The following is a 23,509-nucleotide window of genomic DNA, read 5'->3' as shown; positions in this document are numbered from 1 at the left end:
GAATGCACGAACAAATCAAGAAAACATAATATGTAATGCACCTGCATGATGACATGAAAACAGCCCCACTCTTTGAATAGAGTAGGGCATTTCTAATGTTTACATACCTTTTGAAAAGTAGTTACATTGATGCACCTGCAAGTAAAATTGAGTGTTCCTTGTAGGGGTTGACCTGAGACAAATAAACGATACCTATGGCATCCTATTCCTGGTTCATCACATACAGTATTGTTAGGAGTAAGTGTAAACTGCCCGTCACGACTTTCAGGAAAATTGTAAGTACACAATATTTTTTTAGTATTCTCTGTAATACGAGCAATTTCATAAAATAAATTCAAGGGACTTGGCGTATCAGCTTGTATGACAACCATTGAATCAATCTTTGCAACCCAATCCTTTTCAGTCACCAATAGTTTATCGGTCGTTAACGTTATAAAAGGTATTATTTCTGCTCCAATATTAACACTTGTGAAAGTGATAGGTGTATTTTCACATTTACAAAATAACTCATTTTTTCCTTTTCCCTTACACCTACAATCAGACATTCAATTTCATTCCTTTCAATTTTAAGATGTAAAAACAGATACTTTTATTCAGTGAATGTCTGACTACTTAAAAATGCAACTGTCAATTGTCTAAATGATCAAAGAAACACAATGATTATTTAGTCCATTAGTTAAGAAATAAGCTCATCTTACTATTGGAGAACAAGAAAATGTTATTCAACAATATGGCGCTTTTCAGAAATAGTTCCGAAAAGCGTCTTTCTTTATGTATGGCTCTTCTCGTAAAGATTGTTTCTTTAGAAAACACAAAGAATAATTTACTTGGTATTATGAATGTAAGGATTTATTTTAATGAGACTGAGTATAGCTTAGACATAGATACCATCAACCGAGGAAATATTAACCTAGATGATTTGGAGTGAGAAATGTTTGAAAATAATTAAGCTATTTTTGATAGTTATCATCGGATGGGTAGGTTATCTAACTTATCTCAACCTCTTTGTACTTGAATATCAAGCAGGGTATCAATCGACGCGGAATGTTGAAGTAACAATAACTGAAAAAGGATACGATAACAGTAATAATGAATATTGGTTAAAAGGAGTAGAGGAACATAAAAATGGTTTTGATTATAAATCTCGTTATTTTATAATTGATTCCCCAGAAGAGTGGAAGAGAATTTATCCTGATAAAGTGTATATCGTTTCATATTACATTGTAGATAAGGTGAAAAGAAACAATGTACACATACCTGTTATTTTAGATTTTGTTGAAAAACTTGATTAATTTTGCACAATTCATGAGAAATAAAGACAAAGTACATCAAAAAAAGAAATATGTTATTCAACAATCTTGCGCAAATCTGAAATACAGATAAGCGTCCCTTATTATTTTTATACAATTAATGAATCGGTTAGTTCTAGTTCTTCAAAAATGAAAATTTGGAACTTTTTCATTTTTTACATAATCAGCAATTTACTTTTCAGTGTAACGTAGCTTAGCTCCCCAAGAGCTTTTAACATAGATATTCGCACATTTAAGTCAAGTTATATATGTTAGTCCAGCCTTCTATAGCAAATAACCATACATATAAAGTAAAAACAATTATAGAAGGTGAAAATAATAATGAAGGAAAAAGATTGTAAATGTAGAATTGTTCCAGCACTACCACAAGGACCACAGGGACCTCCAGGGAAACCTGGACCACAAGGGCCAATGGGATTTCAGGGGCCAACGGGACCATCAGGACCAACTGGTTCTGTGCTAGGAGCGTGTCAAATTCTTGGACCACCTAGTCAATTACCAGAAGAGCAAATGAATGTTATGTTTGGGATTACAGGACCATGTATAGGAGGTTTAACTTTTGCTAATAACAATAATGCAATACAGCTTTCTGAAGTTGGTTTGTATGAAATAACATTTGGTGTATCTACTGTCCAGTTAAATAATGGAGAAGAACTTTCTTTTCAAGTAGAATCAGATAATACCGGGAATATTCCTGGTCTTGCCTTCATTTTTTCAAGTAATGTAAATACTGGTGGAGATACAGCTTCGACTCCATCAAAATCTGTACTTTATGAGAGTTCTGCGATGAATGAACTGATTGATGTCACTACGCCTACTGTAGTTGGAAGCCCTGAAATTAGTTCACCAGTTCTACATGTAATTAGACTAAGTTGATGAAATATGCAGAAAAAAACTTATGTACAAGAAATTCACAATGATGTAAATAAACTCCTTTGAATTTATCAAAAAGTTAAATAGTCACTGTATAGCAATAATGACTTTGATATTATACACAAGTTGAGTTGTGTTTACTAATTATCAATCGTTAATGTTATTCAACAAAATGGCGCACTTATTTAACAGTGCGTCTTTTTCTTGTATTGGGCCAGATAATGGAATAAGACTTTCAAATAAAACCATAATGTTAATATTCGTATGGAGATTGTGAAGAAATTTACTTAAATTAACGGCGCAGGATAGTTGAATAAAAAATGTCAGGCTGCAAGGATAAATAAATTAATGTTCTTCCAAATAACGGATACGTTGATCAAGAAAAGATCAACGCACATTTTAAGTCTTCTAATTCAAGTATTTTAAATCAGTTACAGCTTCATAGGGTTTAATGGGCCTTTCTTCTAATATTTTTTGAACGAAATCAGGATTAGCAAGTAAAGGGCGTCCAAATGCAGCTAAATCAATTGTACCTTCTCTAATAGCATTAGAAGCAATTTCTGGATTTAAATTTCCTACACCTATAATGATTCCATCCCAATATTTTCTCACCAGCTGATGAAAGGTCATATCATTAGCAACTTTCTCAGTAAAATCATTTGTTGATGGGTGGAGAATTTTGATTCCAACTTCATTAAATAATTGTATAAAAGCCTTTACACTCTCTTCAGGATTGGTCCATCTATAACTTGGGATATCATCTTTAATTTCAGAAAATCTAATGATTGTTTTATCTTTACCCACTTCGTTAATAACTGCATTTAATACTTCCTTCATAAATAACAATCGATTGAATATATCACCCCCATACTTATCAGTCCGTTTATTGGTAACTTCAGAATTGAATTGGTCTATTAAGTAACCATGCGCTCCGTGTATTTCAACTCCATCAAATCCTGCTTTAACTGCATTTCTTGCAGCCGAAGCATAATCTTGAATCACTTTTTTTATATCATTCAAAGACATTTCTTCAGGAGTTTCGTAAGGCTTACGTAATCGATGGACAAGACCATCTGCTTTTACAACTGAGGGTGCTTGAGGAGCGAATCCCCCAGTCAGGTCGTGGTGTGTTAATCTTCCCACATGCCAGAGCTGCGCAACAATTTTTCCTCCTTCCTCATGAACAGCACCAGTTACCTTTCTCCAAGCATTTACTTGGTCTTCTGTATACAACCCTGGCACACCCAATGTTCCTTTGCCCCTAAGAGTTGGATTAATACCCTCTGTTATTATAAGACCTACACCATCTTTGGCGCGTCTTCGGTAGTAAGCAACGATATCCTCACCAACAATGCCAGAAGTATTGTTAGCAAAACTACGTGTCATTGGAGCCATAACAATTTTTGTTCTAAGGTTCCAATTAATGATTTTAATTTGATTTAATAGATCATTTTTTTCCATGTTCATAACTCCTTTATAATGGTATTAACTTCTTGTATAATTTTATATAATGAAAGTAAGTAAATATATAGAAAACTAAAGTTAATATTGGTCCGGTGCTTTTAAATTCATTTATTTTTATAAATTTCACTTATAAAATAAAGGTGGTCTTATATATGGATAACTTAGATAAACAAATTCTTCTAGTTCTACAGGAGAAAGGTCGAATTTCGATGACGGAACTGGGAAAAGAGGTAGCATTATCTCAACCAGCAGTTACTGAAAGGGTTCGAAGAATGGAAGAAAAGGGGATCATTGATCATTATAGGGCTATAGTTAGACCTGGAAAAATAAACAAGCCTATAACAGCCTTTGTTTTATTCCAGACCAAAGGGTGTGAAAGTTTTGTGCAATTTTGTAATGAATCAAACGACGTAATCGAATTACATAGGATAAGTGGGCAATATAATTTTTTGGTAAAAGTTGTTACAGAAACTCTTCAAGCGCTAGAAGTTGCAATTAATGAGATGGGCACATTCGGAGATTCAACTACATTAATAGTGCTTTCATCACCTATAGAAAATGATAAATTGATTCCCTTAATAAAAAACTAAATCATATTAAACATCGATTAAGGGATAATTTATTGAAATGCTTATTGAAGCAGCAAAGTGTGATCGCTCTTTTAATTGAGGAAGAGGGTTTGTTGATAATGTGGAGGCGGCTATGAGAGATAGAAGTTCACTAATAATAATTGAAAATAAACAGGTTGTCTTAGAAGAATTAGGAGTAGAAGTCAAAGTTAACGAGTGCATTTCAGAAGTTGAATTTAACGGAACACAATACTTTTTGCTTTCTCAAATCATTGCTGGAACATTTGGAACTGGGAAAGGTGAAGAATACACTGATGAAAATAGAGATAGAGGAACTTACTTGCCAATGTGGATAGATATAGAAAGTTTATCATCTATTGAGGTTAGACCGAAAGAAGTTGCTTTAAAGGTGAAATCCTTACTCAATTAAATGGGGCGTTAATCCAATAAAGGGATAGCGTCCTTTTTATTGAATTCTTTTATTCAACTAAGAATGTGAGTGAGGTAATTAAATTTGAAAATAAGAAAGGCAATATCTAATGATGAAGCCGGAATAGCTCAAGTTCACGTAGATAGTTGGATTTCTACATATTCAGGAATAATTCCTACAGAATACTTAGATAAACTAACTTATGAAAATAGGCAAAAATTATGGGAAAAGAACATACTCGAACTTGATGTTTTTGTTGCTGAGAACAATGAGGGTAGAATAATTGGATTTTCAACAGGCAGAACGGAAAGAACCGGAAGGCATAAAGGATTTGATGGTGAACTATCTTCTATTTACTTATTAAAGGAGTACCAAGGTAAAGGTATAGGTAAAAGACTTTTGAATTCTGTAGTAAATACACTGAGAAGCAAGGGAATTAATTCTATGCTTGTACTTGTGTTAGAAGATAATCCTTCTAGATATTTTTATGAGGCAATGGGTGCTCAGATACTAGATAAGATCGAGTTGGAGATAGGTGGAAAAAAGCTTAATGAAATCGTTTATGGTTGGGACGGAATTAGCAAATTAGCTTGAAAGTTACACTGACCCCCTCTAAGGATACTTATTCAACAATCGGGCACCTTTCTTTAGTAATAAGGCGTCCTTTTGGATTGGGCCATATTCTGGAGTGAAAAAGAAAATTAGACGGTATATCTTGAATTTAAAGTCATGCCATTAAAGGGGTTAGTTGAAAAACAGGATTTGTATTACGGTTTATCGAAAGTCATATTCGGGAGGAATATTTAGATGTTAAACCATGAAAACGAAGAAATGCTAACAGGAGGGAATGTCTCTAACGTTTATCGTTCGGGAGATACTGTACGACGAGAATTAAAGCCAGATAGTCCCAAAATTCATAAGCTATTAAAGCATTTGGAGAACAAAGGTTTCAGTTATGCACCAAAATTTTTAGGTATTGATGAAAAAGGTAGAGAGATATTATCATATATTGAAGGAAAAGCTGGTAATTATCCTTTAAAAGAATACATGTGGTCTAATGATGTTTTAAAAGAAATAGCGAAGATGCTCCGTCTTTATCATGATTCTGCGAGTGATTTTTCAATTGAAGAAAGTTGGCAATCAATAGATAACACCCCCCAACCATTTGAGGTACTATGCCATAATGATTTTGCAATATACAACCTTATTTTTAATCATAAAAGACCAGTAGGTATAATTGATTTTGATGTTGCTGGTCCTGGTCCAAGACTTTGGGACATAGCCTATACTCTTTATACTTGCGTCCCCTTAAGTAGAGTTTATCATTCTGAAACAGGTGAGGCAGTTTATTATAATTCATTACAGCATGCCGACATTATAAAACAAAGAGTTAAATTGTTTTTTGAATCCTACGGTGAGGGAATAGAAGAAGATTATTTGAAGATGGTATTGCTACGATTAGAAGGGTTATGTAAAACAATTACAAGAAAAGCCAGTGAAGGTGACATTGCTTTTCAAAAGATGATAGATGAAGGGCATCTTGAACATTATCAAAACGATATTAAATTCATTCGTGAACAAGGAAAAGAGTGGACTTAAGGGTAGGTTATTGTTGAACGGGGCCTTTTCAGGAATAAAAGTGTAGCTAAAATACAATAAAACGATCTTCAGCAATATGGCGCAAGAAGGTAGTAAAGTATATCTGGACTACCTTATGGATAGTTACCTTACCTATTAAGCAAAGAATAGTGATAGTAAGGTTATTAGGTTGTTAATGTAACTCAGGAGGCACTAATGTTATTGAAAGAGACTATTATACAATTAATTATGATAATTTCGTTTGGGGTTGGAGCAATTTCTATTGTATTATTTCCTATATTGAGGAAGGGGAGAAATGGGAGAGAGAATAATAGGTGAGTACCTTATTTGGTGTATGTTATTTGGAGAAATGCTTGTATTCATGTAGGGTTAGATAAATCTATTTTTGACCACCAAAGTGATAATATCATTGAATTTTGTGTGAAATAATTATAGCTTTCTACCCTTTCCATGAATATAAATATAATGTACAAACTTTCATGAAAATATGAGCCTTATTAAGGATTTCGGTAAATAATGAAAGAAAGTGGTTGTAACTGTTAATGATTAAAATGATAGTTTTTTGAAAATTCAGTTTTATATAGAAGGAGGTGTGAAATTTTGACAAAACAGCTTTCAGAAAAATGTTGTAATCCAACTATTACCTTAATAGTTCCGTGTGAAATAAAGTGTCAGGCTGTTATTTCTGGAAAGGTCACATCTAATGGAGTGTGTCCAGTAGAAGGAGCGAAAGTATGTTTATCGAGTTCGTTACCTGGTATCGTCAATTTTGACCCAAACCCAACAATTACTGATGAAAATGGTGAATATATATGGTAACTGTAACCCCTCCTCTTTTAGGTACAGTTGTTACAATCATAGCTTCAGCAGAGGTGAACAATGTTCCAATATCTATTACAGAATTTACAGTTGTAAGCTGTCAACAGACATTTGAAACAGTATATGTAACTAATGAATTCTCAAATAATATAACAGTAATTGACGGACAAGAAAACATGCCGATCACAACTTTACCAGTTCAAAACACGCCATTCAGGGTAGCGATTACACAAGATAGAAGTTTTGCTTATGTAGCAAATTTGAATAGTGGATCTGTTTCTGTAATACGTATATCAGACAATACCCTTGTTGGGGATCCTATTAGTACAGGAGGGGGTTCCCAAAACTTAGTTATAACACCTGATAGTGCGTTTGTTTATGTATATAATATTGATGCATCGACAGTATCTGTTATAGAAGTAAGTGAGAATAGGGTTGTACAGTGTATTAGTGTAGGTAAAGGATCGAGAGCAAACACATATAACAATATTGCTATTACACCTGATGGTCAGTTTGTTTATATCGCTAATACACAGGATAGTACCATTTCTGTCATTCAAACTTCTAATAATGTTGTTATTAAAACAATTTCTGTGCCAAACTCTCCTTTATCTATTACAAGTACACCCAATAGCCAATTTGTCTACGTTGTTAGTCCATTTGGGACGATAACTGTTATAGAAACTTCCAATCAAACAATATTTGATACTATAAATACTCCTGTTCCTAACCCTCAGAATTTAGCAATTACTCCTAGTGGTGAATTCCTTTATGTCATTGGTGGTTCACAATTTGTAGAAGCTTTTCGAATAGCGGATAACATGCGTATTGCATCTATAGAATTGTCAAGAGCTAACTTTAGTCTTGATATTGTGATATCTCCATCATCTGATTTTGTTTACGTTATCGCTAATCAAGTTTTTTCTCCATTCGGCAGTATAAATGTTATTGATATTACTAGTAATACTGTAATAAAACAAGTACAACTTGGAAATGCACCACAACAATTGGCTATTAATACTGATGGAAGTCGAGTATATGTGTCCAATGCAAACCCCGATAGTGTTGAGGTGTTCCAAACCTCAAATAATGAGTTGATAGCGAAAATACCTGGTGGAGGAAATGGAGCCCAAGGAATTGCTGTAACGTCTTAATCGCTTTATAACAAATAATAGCTATTCAACAATATGGTTCATATGAAATATAGATATGTGCCATTATTCATTTTAGGGCCATATTGTGGAATAAGACTTCTAATCAAACTTGATATTTAGGTTCATATAGATGTTAGATTGTGAAGTAATATACTTCAGTTACGGTGCAGGTTTAAGAAGACTATATGACCAAATAGAGTGAATTTCTTTAAAATAAAGCTATAATAGAATGGGAAAATGGTATAATTTTCTTTAACGGAAATGGAAGGAGGCGTTGTTTTATGAAAATGATATTGGTATTTAATGGGGTTGTAAGCAATTAAAAGGGTAATCGTATCATTGCCCCTATAAACTACGAGATCCCTATTAATAGGGGGAACATAATTTGGAAAATAAAAAGCAACAGAATCTAATTACTATAGCAATTGATAAAGTAAGTTTTCAATTGCAAGAAAATCATAATTTTTTTTGGTTAAAAGATATGGGGGATGTTTTTTGCGTATTCGATGAACAAGATTCTGGAAATATTGGTTTCGGATTAGAAAAAAACAACAAAAGGTTCTTTGTGAAATATGCTGGTGCAAAACCAATGGACTTTTCTGGCAACCCAAAAGATGCAGTTGACCGTCTGAAAAAGGCGATACCAGTTTATAAAAAATTAGAGCACCCAAATTTAATAAAATTGTTAGACCATTTCTCTATTGAAAATGGGTATGCAGCTGTATTTGAATGGTTCGAGGGGGAATGCCTGCATTCTCATTGGTCTTTTTCTGAAATACCTAAATATACTCACCCACAGTCACCATTCTATCGTTTTAGGAATCTTGAAATTAATAAACGAATTGACGTCCTTATTACAATTTTTGCTTTTCATACTTATGTAGAATCGAAAAATTATGTTGCGGTAGATTTCTATGATGGAAGTATCCTATATGATTTCAAAAATGATGAAACAAAAATATGTGATATAGATTTTTATCGTAAATCACCTTCTGTAAATGATTTAGGGGAACATTTTTGGGGGGCTGCAAGATCTAAATCTCCAGAGGAGTTTACTCTAGGTAGTCAAATTGATTCAAAGACCAATGTGTTCACAATGGGAGCGATAGCATTTGGTTTACTAGGTGGCGAAACGGATCACTCTTTTTCAAAGTGGGAAGCTGACAAGAAATTATATGAAGTAGCAATTAAAGCTGTCCAAAAAGAGCGAGATAAACGTTACTCAACAGTTAAAGAGTTTTATGAGGCGTGGAATATAGCTTTAAAATAATAATTTTTATTTACTTGGGGTGATACTTCGAAAAAGTGATCACCCTTTTTCTTTATCAAGAAACTAGACATTTTTTCCTTACCACGTTTTTTTTATTGAGATCTTTTTTGAGTTATTCCATTAAATGGCGCAAGAATGTAGTTAGCACATCCCTACTACCTGAAAAATATTACCTATTAATAATAGATCAATCAGAAATATACTGGTTGACCTCATTATACGATAGGGCACTAATCTAAAAGAAAAATAATATCTTTTTTCCCAAGCAACTTCAATAAATTGTTTATTAATAAGATGAGAGACAATTTAATGAGGCATACCCATTTGCTACCTTTACCCAAAACAAACTAAATTTGAATCATGTTACTTTTATTTCATACAATACAGTGAAGTATAAAGATTGGAAAGGTAGGTTGATATGGGTATGGGATTAGTTTATGTTGCAAATGAAGGTACCAATACAGTTTCTGTGATTGATAGCAAGACACATTCTGTCATTGCTACTGTTTCTGTTGGGAATCAACCGAATGATGTCGCAATTACGCCAGATGGAAAATTAGTTTATGTAGCAAATGAAGGTGATGGTTTCAATCCCTCAACGGTCTCCGTGATTGATGCAAAGTCACACTTTGTCATTGCTACTGTTTCAATTGGGGTTAATCCGTTTGCACTAGCAATCACGCCAAATGGGAAATGGGTCTATATATCAAATTTGTTACTTTCCGACTCAGTCTCCGTAATCGATAGCAAGACACATTCTGTTATTGCTACTGTAGGCGTTGGGACTAATCCAGAAGCTCTGGCAATCACGCCAGATGGAAAATTAGTTTATGTAGCAAATAGAGGTGACTTTCCTGGTACAGTCTCCGTAATCGATACAAAGACGCATTCTGTCATAGCTACTGTTCCTGTTGGGAATCAACCGAATGCTGTTGTAATCACGCCAGATGGAAAGTTAGTTTATATAATAAATTCATTTGGTAGCGATACAGTCTCTGTGATTGATACCAAAACGCATTCTGTCATAGCTACTGTATCTCTTGATAGTCCTGTTGCCCTTGCAATCACGTCAGATGGAAAATTGGTTTATGTAGTAGAAAATAACTCTACAGTCTCCGTAATCGATACAAAGACAAATTCTGTCATAGCTACTGTTCCTGTTGGGGATCAACCAAGTGCTGTTGCAATCACGCCTGACGGGCAATTGGTTTATGTAGCAAATAGAGGTGACTTTCCTGGTACAGTCTCCGTAATCGATACAAAGACGCATTCTGTTATAGCTACTGTCACTGTTGGGCTTGGTCCAATTGCTCTAGCTATCACATCAGATGGGCAATTAGTTTATGTTGCAAATATTGTTTTTCTTGGCAATAATATAGTCTCTGTGATCGATACCAAAAAACAGTCTGTTATAGCTACTGTACCTGTTGATAATCCTGTTGCCCTTGCAATCACGCCCAATTGAATATGGATCTTAGAAGTAACTCACTGTGTTCAATTTGAATAAAGGCATCTTGTGTAAAAGTAAATAATCCAAAGCAAAAATAATTGATTTTGCTCTAAATTTTTGCGAATGTCTATTATAATTGAAAATAATGTAACAGTCGGAATGTTACTGCTAAATAAAATGATTTGTATACAAGATACTTCTCAACAATATGGCGCAAGAGGCTAGTAAGGGCTATCTGGAATTTCCCTATAGTGATATGGAGGTTACAGCTGTATCTACCTTTGGAGGCATAGTCGTGATTATCAAAAAGAAAACAGTTGGATTAATTTTCTTATTCTTTTCAATCCTAATAACAATTGTTAGACTATTTATTTCAGAAATGCTAGGTTATAATGCCTCTTTTAGAATTTCAAATATCTATCGGATAACCATGCCAACATACGTTACTGCTTCAAACGTTGCAAGTTTAATGTTATTTGTTACTGGGTTTGTTTTAATCCTTTCAAGATCAAAAACAAGTAATAATATAGAATAGGAATTTATTTAAAAACATATTAGAAATTGAGTGGAACAACTATTTTTCTCTAAATGCACCAACAACAGAAAATATAATGTATTCCACTGGCATAATGAAATTAAGAAACGCCCGAATCTTTAGAGAAGGGCCTTTCTTATGTTTAATACATATTTTTTAAAGTAGTAACGTTAATACAACGGCAATTATTCGTTAGTCTCAAGCTGGTTGGTATACATTTATTGTCTAAAATTGATAATTGATACACATGAATCCCTGTTGGAGGTGTATCACAAACTGTATTGACAGGGTTTAATGTGAATTCACCACTCCTATCATCACTTACATTGAAACTGCATAATGTCGTAACAGAATTACCTGTAATTCGTTCCACTTTATAATCCACACCAAATACTCCTGTGGTAGCGGCTGATATTTGCAAGTCTACCATAGTAGTAACTTTTACTAAGCAATTTCTTTCTAAAACCTTTATTGTTTCCGTTGTCAAAACAATTGGATTAAATACTGCTTGGGATGTTCCATCACTTAATATGAATTCTTCAAATTGACAATTACAAAATATTTCATTTTTCCCTTTCCCTTTGCACAGATAGTCAGACATAGATTTTCATTCCCCTCAAGTTATAAAGTGTTATTAACTAATGAATGCCTGACTACATATATATGCAACTGATAACTGCCCTTCATTCAAAAAAAGTGATAAGGAAATAAAATGATTAATGAGTCGATTAGTTTTTCCTACTGCCCAAACTGAGAATTGTTATTTCACAATATGGGGCATTTCTGTAGTAAAACAGAAATTTTTTTGAAAAATGAAATATTTTAAATAAATTTTCGTATTACTTATCAATGAAGATAATCAAAAATATAACGGATAAAGAAGTTTATTGGTGTAATAGGGGTGGAGAAATGTGAAAAAAATAACAATTGTAATGATTAGTTTTATTTTTATAATTCTATTATCAAGTACTGCCTGTTCCAAAGAAAACACAGAATTAATTCTAATTCAAGAAACAGAGCATGGTCTTTTTTATAGTCCAAGTTCAGGTGAAGATGAAAAAGAGATGGTAAAGATACTGGCAGAATCGTTTGAATTGAATTACCCCCGTATTACCAATATGTTTCAATACGAGGATAACAATAAAGTTGTTATTCACGTTTATGCTGATAAAGAAGAATTTGTTGAAATGATTGGACGCGAAACGGAAGGTACTTATGTATCGAAGGAAAATATTATTAAGGTGTATACACCTATACATTTAATAGGGGGAATTCAAGAAGAATATACGTTTCAATTAATCCATGAATTTGTTCATGCAGTTATTCAACAAATTAACCCGTCTGTTGCAGGTTTGAAATGGCTAGACGAAGGTATCGCAGAATATGCTTCTAAACAGCTTGAAGAAGATATTAAGTCTAGGTCTACCTTCAACGATTATCCAACTCTAAGACAATTGGAATCAGGATCTGTATACTTTGATGAAGCAGGATCGACAGCTTACTTATATTCTGGCATTTTGATTAAATATATTGTCGATGAATATGGGATAGATGCATTAAACAAAATTATTAGAACACCCACCAACATTGAAGTTATTATGAAAGCTTCTACTGAGAATATATATGAACAATGGGTAAAATATTTGGAAGATAAAAAATGGTTAAGATAGAAAAGATGTACCAGCGAAATTGGACTGTTCCGATTGTAAAAAGAATTTAATTTTATCTATTCCATTGGTGAAGGCGGAGCTGGGATTGCTAATTTCTTATAATTCAACAATATGGCGCAAGAATATAGTAAAGACCATCTGGCTGTTTTAAGGATAATACCTATTAAAAATAGGTCAACCAGAAATGTTACTGGCTGACCTTATAATACGATATGGCGCATTTCTTTAAGAGATGGGCCTTTATTTATGATTTAGGCCATGTTGTTGAATAATAAGTATTTTTGAGTAATTGTTTTGTAGGTAATAAATTGTAGGAAGCCCCAATAACTAGATAGACTTGATTGGTAAGACTATAAAAAAATCAAATCCCCTTCAATATAGGAGGGGGATAATTAAAATTCTAAACGACTCAAAGGAATATGTTTAGTACACATCTTCTTTATAGCTAAAAGTAAATAGTCTAAAATTGAAATATCATATAGAATAAATTTAGTAGTAAATATTGAGAGGATATATATGGACCATTTATGTTTTCGAACTACAAATATGACAGTTTGCGAATGTCGCTGTTTCAATTTATAGTATTATTTATTGCTAATAAAGTAATGTTAGATTATAGGAGTTTATTGTATGAAAATAATAAAAAATAATGAGTTACGATTAAGACCTGTACAACTACCAGAGGACTTAATAATTGCTCTTCCTTGGTATCAGGATAAAGAAGTCCTGTACTTCTCTGAAGGGGCTGGCACTTTACCATACGATATTAAAACTATTGATAAAATGTACAGTTATTTATCCCAAATCGGTGAACTTTACATTATCGAAATTTACCATAATAAAAAGTGGTTGCCTATTGGCGATGTAACTTTATCCAAAGAAATGATACCCATTGTTATCGGACCAAAAGCCTTTAGAGCAAAGGGGATAGGAATGCGAATAATAAGTTTATTAATAGAAAGGGCTAAAACTCTTGAATGGGATAAAATGAAGGTTAATAAAATTTATTCTTATAATACAGCATCAAGAAGAATGTTTGAAAGTTTAGGTTTTTCAAAAACAGATACAAAATTTGATGATAAGGGAAGAGAATACAGTAGTTTTGCACTTGTTTTAGCAAAAAATTTATCTTGATATACAGAGGAAAACTAAAAAAGTTAGTTTCCCTAATTTCTTATTATGTGGAAATGGGGATCTTAAATTTTGGGCTGTTTATACGATCATGGCAATGTTGCATTTTTAAATCAAGACGATAAGCACTAATTGCTCATAACTCTAATATGACAATGAATTTAGAAGGCGACTGTGACGTTGATACTTATGGTGTAGCTCAAGTTAACAACAATATTAGATAAGGATAGGATTAATTTGAGAAAATCAATTATATGGATATCATCTGTATCTCTTGCTCTTGGTTTAGGGGTATCTACAGGATTTATTTATAATTCTTATAACGACGTTGCTGTTGAAGAAAATACATCTATTACCCCAATGACCAACAACCTTTCGGAAGAATTCTGGAATGTTGATCTTATTATAAAGGGAAAAGTAATACAGGAAGAGGCAACTTTCCAGAAAGATACTGGTGTAAACACTAAATTTTCTTCGAAAATAGATATAACACCAGCTACGATAGAAGTTGAAGAAGTGATTTATGGCAACGAGACAAACAAAACAATCACATATTTACAACATGGTATTTCTAGTGAAATCACAAATTCAAAACATGTCAGAAAAAATGATAAAGTAATACTAATTTTATCAAGAACGACAGATGGACAGTACTGGTCTTATAATTTTGATGATGGTTTATGGTATGTTAAAAATGGAAAAGTCAATTCTAATACCAATGGAAAATATCTTACAGAATTTAAAGATAAAGATGAGAAGAATTTTATAAAAGAAATAAGAAAAGCGGCTAATAATAAAAAGAAAAACGAAAACTTTAAATAGAAAAAAATATAGGTTTAAAATTTATATGTCCTAGATTGTTGACAAAACTCCGTTGTATTTTTAGTCATAAGGATTTAACTCTTCTTTCAACAAACTTCTACTACTATGTTCTTAATAATTACTGGTAAGAAGAGTCAATCTCTATATGTGTAGTGGGGATCAAACTAATCTCCAGATTATAGTACCATCGGGTAGTATTCTTCCAATAAAATGTACCACCATATTGTTTTCATTTAAACAAGTTAGAATAATTATATTAGGTGGTATAAATGTTACATCAGGAAATCCCCACGAACGGCTTTAAACACAAATTGAGTTCTGTTACTAATTAATGTTATTCAACAATATGGCACTGTTCAGTAATAACACTGAGAGCGTCTTTCGTTATGTTTTGAGGGATATTGCTCAATTTGGTAACCTCAATGGCGCAAGTTGAACAAAAAAACTCACAAACTAAAGATACGCTTAAACAAGAACAAATCATTGAATTTAAAGCTGATTTAGAACAGTACAAATATAAGTTAAGTGAACTTTCATTAATTCATCAAATGTTAGAGCTCCCTCCATTCAAATATGAAATCATCTCAACCCACTCAAAAAATCGAAAAAATGAATTTGTCGTATATGTCCCTAATATCGATGACAATCTTACCTCTACCGAAGTGCTTGTAATGAGAGCTGCAGTTGAATTTTCTGATGGAGAATATTATCCATACGTTTCATTGTGGAAGGACAAGGAAAAGGCACAATTATATGTTAGTGGTAATTATGATTCTGAGGAAGATCAATATCATGGTTGGCTCGGTATGGATTTTAGATTCGGAACAATTGATAATTCTCTAGAGACTCCAAATTTAATGGTTTGGTTTAGTGGTCATGACAGAGCTACGATTGAATTTGGTAAATACAGTTATTAATCCGTGGTAAAATACTTGTAGGTTATTAGTTTTACAGTTGTCTTGTTGATAGCTCTTAAATTAAATTTCAATTCTCATAATAATCAAACAGATTTTCAGCAATATGGAGCAAGAATTTAGTAAAGGCTATCTGTAATACCTTAAGGATAATTACCTTTTAAGGAAACACAAGTGATATTAAGGTTAGTTATGTTTAAAAACCTCCTCCATTATAAAGAAACGTTTAAAATAAATAATCATAAGCATGAAAATTTTGGAGGCGGATTTATGTCACAAAAATTTGTAGTTGGAATAATCTCATCTATTTGCTTAAGCTTTTTACTAGCTATTTTAACTTATACTCCAACATCAGCAAATCTATTGATCGTATACATTCCTATGTACATTATAGCAGGAATACCTTCTTCACTCTTAATTGAGAAAATTTATCGAAACAAAAATTTTTCTTCTACTATTAAGAAATATCTTATGGTCTTAGGGTTGTATATTTTGGCAGGAGGTTTAATTGGTAATATTTTTTTTATTTTAACTAGCATGGGTAACATAACTAAGTATCTTTTTCTCGTTATTTTATGTATCATATCATCACTTGTTTTTTATCACATTTCACTATTAATTGGAAAGATATTGTCATACAACAAATAAACATATTGATTAATGAGTCGAATAGTTCTAAGACTACATGACAATATTGTTCAACAATATGGCGCAAATCAGAATTAAATATTAAGAAATTTTTCTTTTGTATGTCCAGGTTGTTTATTGAATAAGGCAGTTTGTTACTTATGCTAAAATGAGAGTGATAAAGAATTGAACTTTAGCTAACGAAGTAGGTTGTAATGAAGTAAGATATGTTTTACAAAATTAATTACTTTTCAGATAAATACTGTGGGATGGTGGAAGTTTTTTGAGTATTAATCAAGAAGCAATTAGGTTGTTAGAAGAAAATGAGTATGAAAATTCTCTTAAATTATTTAAAAAAGCAGTAGACGAAGCTAGAGATGTTCAATCACTGACAAACCTAGCTTGGATTTATTGTTATGAAGAATATAAAGACAATAAAGCACTTACATTATTAGATGAAGCTATAAGCTTAAACCCGTCTTCTCACTTTCCCTATAATTTGTATGGTGAAATTTTAGTAAGACAAGAAAAATGGATTGAGGCAAAAGATATTTTGCTTCAATCCATTAATATAAAGCCAACAATTAATGCCAATAATAACCTCGCAGTAGCTTGCTATCACCTTGGAGAATTTGAAAAAGCTTCTAAGTATTTTTTATTAGGTTCAGAGAGTTCCGATTATGCCATGTATAGCCATGTTTATTGCTTAATTAGACTAGGTGAAACAAAGATTGCAATTGAAACACTAGGAAACTTTAAGGAAGATGACGATGAATTTGTTGGTGAAATTGAAGTAGCTGAATTATACCTAGAACTAGAAATGTTTAATGAGGCTGCTAAATGGTTTGAAAAAGGTTGGAAACGATACAGTAAAGAAGTTAGATGGGTTAGTCGATTTATTTATACACTTTTAAAGTTGAGTAGGACAGACTTTACTGAGAAATTTCAGGAGGTAATAAAAGAAAAAGAAGAAACAATTAAAGAGGAATATAATGAAGAGTGTGATGAAGATTGGACAGAAGAAGAGAAACAGGATTATATAACGGAGCTTGTTACTGAAAAAAAAGCATTTGAACAAATGTATAAAAAGATTATAAATGGATTTGTCCCAGTAATGAAATTTGACACATCTGTGAAAACAGGTTGTTATCTATTTGGGTGTAAGCGTCATAATCATCCCGAATACCAAGAATTATAGCCCCTCTAAATCAGCTACTCTTCTTCAACAGTAGCTGTTGGCCAATCAAAAAACTTAAATCTCCCACAATATGGCGCAAGAATGTATTTAAGGCTATCCCTACTACCTTATGAGTAATATCAATTAAAATAGATCAACCAGGGAATTAGCTGAATACGATATGGCGCGATTACAGAGCAATAAGCATTCACTTTTTACTAGGAGGTTCGAATAGTTCTTTAAAAGGTAGAATGTAAATAATTTAGAAACCCAGCTAATCTTCTCTTGTGAAGGTAAGCTGGGTTTTTAAAATTTGAATGGGAAAATAACACATAATACAATCAAATTATTGAACAAAGTGAAAGGTTTTTTGTTAATTATATATCAAATACCATTAAACTTATTTTGTGGTGTTATCTTTAATGAGCTAAAAGTAGATTTTTTTATGAAGGTATATATTTCCTGATAGATTTATCGTATTCATTTCGTATTACATAGTAGGTACCAATAATCATCGGGAGGGTTGGACAATTGAGCATCACAGAGAACAATGTTGTACAACAAATAAAGAGGAAAAATGAAAAAGCAATTACTTTTATTATTAATCAGCATGGCGGTTTACTTACAGCTATTATTAAACGTCATTTAAATTATCATCAGCAAGATTATGAAGAATGCCTTGATGATGTTTTATTATCGATATGGAACAATATAGATTCCTTCGATACTACGAAAAATTCATTTAAACAATGGATTGCAGCGATTGCAAAGTATAAAGCAATTGACTATCAAAGGAGACAACTCACTATACAAAATCAGCAATTTTCAGTTTCAGATATTGATGAATCCATGGTAATGACAAAACAGTCACCAGAAATAAGCTTTGTTGAGGATTTACTTGAACAGTTGTCGGGTAGTGAAAGGAAAATATTTGAAAAATATTATTTAGAAGGCACTCCTTCAAGTGAAATAGCAAAAGAATTTGATGCTAAAGAGTCTTGGATTTATAACAAGCTTTCCAGAGGCCGTAAAAAGCTTAAACGTTTTTCAAAAAATAAAGTTTGAGGAGTGAGAATATGTCAATTTATAAAGATTTAAATAAAATAAACATGGATTTAGAGCAGTATGAAGAACAAAACCTAACGAATTTCGAAAAGAAGAAATGGGAAAAGCGTATATTAAAAAAAATAAGAAAACAAAATCCAAGTCACCTGAAAAAATATCTAGGTGTTACAGCCGCAATTACTTTAGGAGCGGGTATTTTATTGAGTACTAGTATGGTGTCTGTTGCAGATATGCCATTTATTGGTGGTTTGATTGAAGACTATAGAGGAAGTAAGGAAAAGGTAGATTACGACCTATATAAAACGGCCGTTGGTACTACTGCTGAAAATGGGTACGGCAAAATGACATTGAATGAAGTGTTAGTTGATGGTGGTCGATTATTAATCAGTTCCACTTTCGAGCCGGCAAAAGGGATTTACTTTGACTATCAAATGCATCCAATGCCAAAAGTGCTAATAAATGGTCAGAACCTAACTTCGTCGACAGGTGGGCAATCTATAGAATTAAATAATAGTATGTTTACGATTTATAATGATGTTGAACTTACAGAGGTCCCGATCGGTGAAACGATACGATTCCATATTGAGTATGATCACTTAGATTATGAGTTGCCAATGAAATATCCTTGGATTTTTGATATTGAAGTTCCAACTGAACAGTTAGCAGTAGAAAGTAAAACGATCACATTCAATCAAGAAATACAGATTGGAAATGGACAATCCATTCGTTTAGATAAAATGATCGCAACGCCAATATCCACTGTGCTCTATTACGACTCGCAAGAGCAGGAAAATGATGTACAATTTAAAATCATAAGTGAATCAGGAGATGAAATACTACCATACTCTAGTCATGTTAATCCTGAAGAGTCTAATAATCGATATACGGCAATTGATTTACAATCAGAGAAATACTATATAGTACCATTTGAAGAATCAGAAAAGTCAAGTAAAGTATGGGATCAATCTATACCAATTAATCCATGATAATGATTAAACAATATGGGCTTTAGTTGAATATGACCAATAATAAAGTCGATTCTTTAAAAGAAGGAAATAGGCTTCTTATTTCCTCGATTTTCTATGTGTACAAATTTAAAAATACTAGATGTACCCCTTACAGGGGCTGATCTGCAGCTTAAATCTTCAAAACTTATCTTCAACAATATGGTGCAAGAAGGTAGTTAGCATATTCGGACTAGGTTTAGAATAATACCTATTAAAAATGGTTCTATAATAAATGTTGGGGTTTATACACAATTTGAGTGTATAAAAAAGAGTACGATATCACCCATTCTTTTCATGTATAGCCAATTCAATTCTAGTTAACATGATACCAGATATAGGAAGTCTTTAACTCATAAACATTATCAATCGAAATAATGTAGCCTCTATTCCAAGGGTCTGGAAAAGAGGCGGAGATGAAAGATGTACTTAAAGGACTTGTTTTATTATATGTGTATTTTATAGAGTTGTTACTAACTTAGATAACTAGTCCAAGCAAATATTAAAAAATATCATATAGATAAATAGAATAATAAATTGGAGGTGAAAAAGATGTATCACAAGGACAAGGATTGTAAATGTAGAGTTGTTCCACCACCACCTCAAGGTCCACAGGGACCACCTGGGAAACCTGGACCACCTGGGAAACCTGGACCACAGGGGCCAATGGGGATGCAGGGGCCAATGGGTAATCCGGGGACTGTACTAGGGTATTGTGAAATTTTTGGTACTCAAAATATTTTCCCAGGTGCGGGGACTAATACTGTAATTTTTGGGAGTCCAGGTCCATGTTCAGGTTTTACTGTTCCTATGATAGGAGCCAACTCTATTATATTGCCTGCTCTAGGGGACTATCAAATAACGTACGGAATGGTTACAGGGATGCAAGCAAATGATGAATTTGTGTTTACTGTAGATAGTAGCGCAACAGGACCAATTCCTAATAAATCTCTTACTGTAGTAAGACCAGTTAACCCAGGTATAGAAAATGTATCAAAAACTTTTTTATACACTAGTACTGTACTAGGTGAACAAATATCAGTCACCGTGAATCTCAGTATGGGTCCAGGGACTTCTGCCTATAATGAACCTGTATTGAACATTGTTAGATTATCATAATAAAATGTTTTAGGTACTCTCACCATTAGAGTACCTTTTATGTGTATGTGTTTGTGTTTTTGTATAACCATGAATACCATATTCAAATCTAGTTTACATAAAAGGGATTACAGGAAGTTTCCTGACGATTATTTATTCTCAAATGGGTACACCCTATTTCAACAAGTGGTAAATAACATTGAAATGGTAGTTAGAATAGTCTCATAAAACTTGTCTCAAAGTGAAGGAGGAATAGGTAAATTCTTACTTTTTTTAATTACCTACCTTATCCGAAGGGGAAACCTAACGGGGAGTGTAGCATGGTGTGGAAAGTCATGAGTTGACGAGTCGTAACGTTACGACTGAATGGCAAAATGAAATGTCATAAACGAGGATGAAAGCTGTATTGCTTGAATGATAGTCTGAGAGTGGCCACTCAAACATATAACGAAAGGCGAATGGAACGTTATAAGGTTTAGATTATTGCACATAAGCACAGTGTAATAATAGCGGTACCTAAACCTATCGATCGTAATATACATTAAAAGACGAATGTCACATCCGACATTATGACAAGCTTGTTTCTAGTCACCTAAATGGGGATTGCCTCTAAGGCTATAATACACAAGGTATTTGAAAATCTGATAAGGTAACGGAGTCCTCGTAGTAGTCTGAGATAGGGAAAGCCTATTACATGGCAAAGGAGGATAGCTTATCAGTTTGATACAAAATGAGGTTAATGCGTGAGGCATTACCAAACCTTGGAGTAGTATTTAACAAGTCTAAACATTTAGATGATATGCGGAGAGACGTATACATTGAGAGGTGTACGTACGGTTCGGAGGAGAGCGTTTGGAAACCTATCATAGAAATATGACAAGGCGCTGGGCGCTTATCCTACTACTACTTATATGCTATTCAACAAAACCAGCTAATAGTTTGTCAACATTTTTCAATAAAAAAATTTAATTATCCATGTTATACTAAAATTGTCCATGACAAATAACCTTCCGAATATGCAGTTTGGAAGGTTTTTCAATTGGTAGTTAGATATAGTAACTAGGTTATATCTTGGAAGGTTGTTTTGCTTTTTAATAAGGCATAAATCCAATGTAATAGCTTATTCACACATGCGATAATCGCAACCCTAAATGGTTTACCTTCATCGCGTTTTTTATCATAGAACTCTCGTAGTTTCTTGTTTCGTGCAATGATCTCATCAGTTGTCTTTTGCTTTCTGGAATCACGAATTCCACACCTTACAGCCATATATAGAGATCGTCTTAATCGGCTAGATCCTCGTTTAGTAATTTTGTTTTGAGTAGCTGTAAATCGACCAGAAGAGTAAACACTAGGGTCTATTCCTGCAAATGCAACTAACTTTTTAGGGTGATTAAACCTTTCTATCTCTCCAATTTCTGAGATGATTGTTGCTGCAATTTTTTCTCCGATACCAGGGATAGATTGGATTATCTCATACTCTTCCATCTCTTCAGCGAGGGCATCTATTTCAGCTGCTAACTTTGATAGGTGCTCTTCGTATTGAAGAACGATATTGATTAATATCTTAAGATTAAAAATGTGACTGTCATACATATTATGTTGAAATGGATTTCTTTCAGCTGCCTCAATAAGTTTCACTGCTTTCTCTTCAGCCCACTTACTTGATCTACTCTTGCACAGAGACGAAATGATGCCGACTAGCTCTGAATTAGATACTGTTAATACAGACTCTGATGTAGGGAATGTATTAAGGACATTTAAAGAGATTTTGGAATATAGATCTCCAAAAACACCTCGATACTCAGGAAATAGTTGATCTAATAGAGTTTGTAATTGTAATTTTGTTTGAGATGAGACACTTACAATTGCCTCCTGTTGTCGGGTTAGGTTTCTCAGATTTAATAACTGAAGTCCTCTTTTTCTATGAGGTTCTAACTCTTCCTTGTAGAAAAGCTCGCAAAGTTGATACGCATCTACAGGGTCTGTCTTTACCTTTCTTAGATTTGTACTACGTGAGCGATGAGATACAAGTGGATTCACCATAATATACACATAGTCTTGTTCATCTAAAAACTGGACAATAGGTGAATGATAAGAACCAGTTGACTCAAAGATAACCGAAGGTTTCAGCCCACCTGATACTTTTGTAACCTCCTGTAAGAAATTTAATAAGCTATTTAAACCATCCAAAGTATGCTTAACACTAAAGCTTTTCCGATAAGCTTTACCTTTATTTAAAAAGGCTTGAATATGACTCTCCCCTTTTGAAACATCCAGACCAACCACTGGATTCATCTATCAATCTCCTCCTAAAAAAATGAATTAGTCGGTAACCCCTAAGCTCCTTGTAATGCCATAGGTTCGCTTGTTAAACGGGATCTATGTCCCAACCAGCCAAAAACATGTTTATACAAGTAGGGGGCGAACAGTTTTGTTGACGAGATCAAGTCCCACTGGCGCTGCGTTCTACCCCGACTACCGCTATCATAAGCCCTCATGAAAAAAGGTCAACCAGAAAACTGATA

Annotated in this window: 24 protein-coding genes; 20 read left to right on the top strand and 4 right to left on the bottom strand. The window is 33.3% G+C overall.

All coding sequences use genetic code 11. From position 1 onward, the window contains the following. Positions 1-92: 92 nt before the first annotated feature. The gene (locus tag V1503_RS05085; protein ID WP_410625316.1) at positions 93-545 is read right to left on the bottom strand and encodes a hypothetical protein; all 453 of its coding nucleotides are present in this window, start codon (positions 543-545) and stop codon (positions 93-95) included. A gap of 390 nt (positions 546-935) precedes the next feature. Between V1503_RS05085 and V1503_RS05080 the strand changes: the two genes are divergently transcribed. Further along, positions 936-1,292, top strand: a complete 357-nt coding sequence (locus V1503_RS05080) for a hypothetical protein (protein WP_320259769.1) — start codon at positions 936-938, stop codon at positions 1,290-1,292. Positions 1,293-1,631: 339 nt separating this feature from the next. After that, positions 1,632-2,186, top strand: a complete 555-nt coding sequence (locus tag V1503_RS05075; protein WP_410625314.1) for a hypothetical protein — start codon at positions 1,632-1,634, stop codon at positions 2,184-2,186. A gap of 405 nt (positions 2,187-2,591) precedes the next feature. On the opposite strand, the gene V1503_RS05070 is transcribed toward V1503_RS05075, so the two are convergent. After that, a complete protein-coding gene (locus V1503_RS05070) occupies positions 2,592-3,644 on the bottom strand; it encodes an oxidoreductase (RefSeq protein ID WP_214484842.1) in 1,053 nt (350 codons plus the stop codon). Between the two features lie 155 nt (positions 3,645-3,799). Here V1503_RS05070 and V1503_RS05065 point away from each other — a divergent pair, with 155 nt between their 5' ends. The 9 genes from V1503_RS05065 (at position 3,800) to V1503_RS05025 (ending at position 11,473) form a co-directional block, all read left to right on the top strand. Next, a complete protein-coding gene (locus V1503_RS05065; RefSeq protein ID WP_214484841.1) occupies positions 3,800-4,237 on the top strand; it encodes an Lrp/AsnC family transcriptional regulator in 438 nt (145 codons plus the stop codon). Between the two features lie 112 nt (positions 4,238-4,349). Further along, complete coding sequence (locus V1503_RS05060; RefSeq protein WP_410625311.1) at positions 4,350-4,646, top strand: NUDIX hydrolase; 297 nt, start codon at positions 4,350-4,352, stop codon at positions 4,644-4,646. 84 nt (positions 4,647-4,730) lie between these two features. Beyond that, positions 4,731-5,240, top strand: coding sequence for a GNAT family N-acetyltransferase (locus V1503_RS05055; protein WP_410625309.1), 510 nt, complete (start codon positions 4,731-4,733; stop codon positions 5,238-5,240). A 213-nt stretch (positions 5,241-5,453) separates the two neighbouring features. Continuing rightward, a complete protein-coding gene (locus V1503_RS05050) occupies positions 5,454-6,245 on the top strand; it encodes an aminoglycoside phosphotransferase family protein (RefSeq protein WP_410625307.1) in 792 nt (263 codons plus the stop codon). Between the two features lie 600 nt (positions 6,246-6,845). Continuing rightward, complete coding sequence (locus tag V1503_RS05045; RefSeq protein WP_410625305.1) at positions 6,846-7,064, top strand: peptidase associated/transthyretin-like domain-containing protein; 219 nt, start codon at positions 6,846-6,848, stop codon at positions 7,062-7,064. Further along, positions 7,058-8,218: a beta-propeller fold lactonase family protein gene (locus V1503_RS05040; protein WP_410625303.1), complete on the top strand. Its 1,161-nt coding sequence runs from the start codon at positions 7,058-7,060 to the stop codon at positions 8,216-8,218. Before V1503_RS05045 ends, V1503_RS05040 begins: the two co-directional genes overlap by 7 nt. A 385-nt stretch (positions 8,219-8,603) precedes the next feature. Continuing rightward, positions 8,604-9,488 (top strand): protein kinase domain-containing protein, encoded by an 885-nt coding sequence (locus V1503_RS05035; RefSeq protein WP_410625301.1) that lies wholly within the window; start codon positions 8,604-8,606, stop codon positions 9,486-9,488. A gap of 424 nt (positions 9,489-9,912) precedes the next feature. Then, positions 9,913-10,953, top strand: a complete 1,041-nt coding sequence (locus V1503_RS05030; RefSeq protein WP_410625299.1) for a YVTN family beta-propeller repeat protein — start codon at positions 9,913-9,915, stop codon at positions 10,951-10,953. A gap of 280 nt (positions 10,954-11,233) precedes the next feature. Next, positions 11,234-11,473, top strand: coding sequence for a hypothetical protein (locus V1503_RS05025; protein WP_410625297.1), 240 nt, complete (start codon positions 11,234-11,236; stop codon positions 11,471-11,473). 142 nt (positions 11,474-11,615) lie between these two features. Here the strand turns inward: V1503_RS05025 and V1503_RS05020 are convergent, their stop codons facing one another. Beyond that, on the bottom strand, positions 11,616-12,074 hold the full coding sequence (locus V1503_RS05020; protein ID WP_410625296.1) for a hypothetical protein: 459 nt from the start codon (positions 12,072-12,074) through the stop codon (positions 11,616-11,618). A gap of 310 nt (positions 12,075-12,384) precedes the next feature. On the opposite strand from V1503_RS05020, the gene V1503_RS05015 reads away from it, so the two are divergent. The 9 genes from V1503_RS05015 to V1503_RS04975 all read left to right on the top strand — a co-directional run bounded on the left by V1503_RS05015 (position 12,385) and on the right by V1503_RS04975 (position 21,002). Beyond that, the gene (locus V1503_RS05015; RefSeq protein WP_410625294.1) at positions 12,385-13,143 is read left to right on the top strand and encodes a gluzincin family metallopeptidase; all 759 of its coding nucleotides are present in this window, start codon (positions 12,385-12,387) and stop codon (positions 13,141-13,143) included. Positions 13,144-13,773: 630 nt separating this feature from the next. After that, entirely contained in the window at positions 13,774-14,277 is a 504-nt protein-coding gene (locus V1503_RS05010) for a GNAT family N-acetyltransferase (protein ID WP_410625290.1), read from the top strand. 234 nt (positions 14,278-14,511) lie between these two features. Further along, on the top strand, positions 14,512-15,096 hold the full coding sequence (locus V1503_RS05005; protein ID WP_410625288.1) for a hypothetical protein: 585 nt from the start codon (positions 14,512-14,514) through the stop codon (positions 15,094-15,096). A gap of 410 nt (positions 15,097-15,506) precedes the next feature. After that, positions 15,507-16,013, top strand: coding sequence for a hypothetical protein (locus tag V1503_RS05000; RefSeq protein WP_410625286.1), 507 nt, complete (start codon positions 15,507-15,509; stop codon positions 16,011-16,013). 267 nt (positions 16,014-16,280) lie between these two features. Next, on the top strand, positions 16,281-16,658 hold the full coding sequence (locus V1503_RS04995; RefSeq protein ID WP_410625284.1) for a hypothetical protein: 378 nt from the start codon (positions 16,281-16,283) through the stop codon (positions 16,656-16,658). A gap of 262 nt (positions 16,659-16,920) precedes the next feature. Then, a complete protein-coding gene (locus tag V1503_RS04990; protein WP_410625282.1) occupies positions 16,921-17,835 on the top strand; it encodes a tetratricopeptide repeat protein in 915 nt (304 codons plus the stop codon). Between the two features lie 510 nt (positions 17,836-18,345). Further along, positions 18,346-18,879, top strand: a complete 534-nt coding sequence (locus tag V1503_RS04985) for a sigma-70 family RNA polymerase sigma factor (RefSeq protein WP_410625280.1) — start codon at positions 18,346-18,348, stop codon at positions 18,877-18,879. Positions 18,880-18,890: 11 nt separating this feature from the next. Continuing rightward, positions 18,891-19,865, top strand: coding sequence for a DUF4179 domain-containing protein (locus tag V1503_RS04980; protein WP_410625278.1), 975 nt, complete (start codon positions 18,891-18,893; stop codon positions 19,863-19,865). 570 nt (positions 19,866-20,435) lie between these two features. After that, positions 20,436-21,002 (top strand): hypothetical protein, encoded by a 567-nt coding sequence (locus V1503_RS04975; protein WP_410625276.1) that lies wholly within the window; start codon positions 20,436-20,438, stop codon positions 21,000-21,002. A 1,038-nt stretch (positions 21,003-22,040) separates the two neighbouring features. Here the strand turns inward: V1503_RS04975 and V1503_RS04970 are convergent. Next, positions 22,041-23,279 carry an IS110 family RNA-guided transposase gene (locus tag V1503_RS04970; RefSeq protein WP_410625274.1) on the bottom strand — a complete coding sequence of 413 codons (1,239 nt, stop codon included), beginning with the start codon at positions 23,277-23,279 and terminating at the stop codon, positions 22,041-22,043. Positions 23,280-23,509 lie beyond the last annotated feature (230 nt).

Origin of the sequence: Nanhaiella sioensis, from assembly GCF_046557775.1 — a bacterium.
Lineage (GTDB): Bacteria > Bacillota > Bacilli > Bacillales > SM2101 > Nanhaiella > Nanhaiella sioensis.
The sequence above is the reverse complement of the archived record's forward strand: the minus strand, read 5'-3'. Positions and strand labels throughout refer to the sequence as shown.

Bases quoted from the DNA above. Each gene is read 5' to 3' on its own strand.
- V1503_RS05085 (WP_410625316.1), bottom strand. From the start codon at position 545: ATGTCTGATTGTAGGTGTAAGGGAAAAGGAAAAAATGAGTTATTTTGT.
- V1503_RS05075 (WP_410625314.1), top strand. From the start codon at position 1,632: ATGAAGGAAAAAGATTGTAAATGTAGAATTGTTCCAGCACTACCACAA.
- V1503_RS05070 (WP_214484842.1), bottom strand. From the start codon at position 3,644: ATGGAAAAAAATGATCTATTAAATCAAATTAAAATCATTAATTGGAAC.
- V1503_RS05065 (WP_214484841.1), top strand. From the start codon at position 3,800: ATGGATAACTTAGATAAACAAATTCTTCTAGTTCTACAGGAGAAAGGT.
- V1503_RS05060 (WP_410625311.1), top strand. From the start codon at position 4,350: ATGAGAGATAGAAGTTCACTAATAATAATTGAAAATAAACAGGTTGTC.
- V1503_RS05050 (WP_410625307.1), top strand. From the start codon at position 5,454: ATGTTAAACCATGAAAACGAAGAAATGCTAACAGGAGGGAATGTCTCT.
- V1503_RS05040 (WP_410625303.1), top strand. From the start codon at position 7,058: ATGGTAACTGTAACCCCTCCTCTTTTAGGTACAGTTGTTACAATCATA.
- V1503_RS05030 (WP_410625299.1), top strand. From the start codon at position 9,913: ATGGGATTAGTTTATGTTGCAAATGAAGGTACCAATACAGTTTCTGTG.
- V1503_RS05020 (WP_410625296.1), bottom strand. From the start codon at position 12,074: ATGTCTGACTATCTGTGCAAAGGGAAAGGGAAAAATGAAATATTTTGT.
- V1503_RS05010 (WP_410625290.1), top strand. From the start codon at position 13,774: ATGAAAATAATAAAAAATAATGAGTTACGATTAAGACCTGTACAACTA.
- V1503_RS04995 (WP_410625284.1), top strand. From the start codon at position 16,281: ATGTCACAAAAATTTGTAGTTGGAATAATCTCATCTATTTGCTTAAGC.
- V1503_RS04980 (WP_410625278.1), top strand. From the start codon at position 18,891: ATGTCAATTTATAAAGATTTAAATAAAATAAACATGGATTTAGAGCAG.
- V1503_RS04975 (WP_410625276.1), top strand. From the start codon at position 20,436: ATGTATCACAAGGACAAGGATTGTAAATGTAGAGTTGTTCCACCACCA.
- V1503_RS04970 (WP_410625274.1), bottom strand. From the start codon at position 23,279: ATGAATCCAGTGGTTGGTCTGGATGTTTCAAAAGGGGAGAGTCATATT.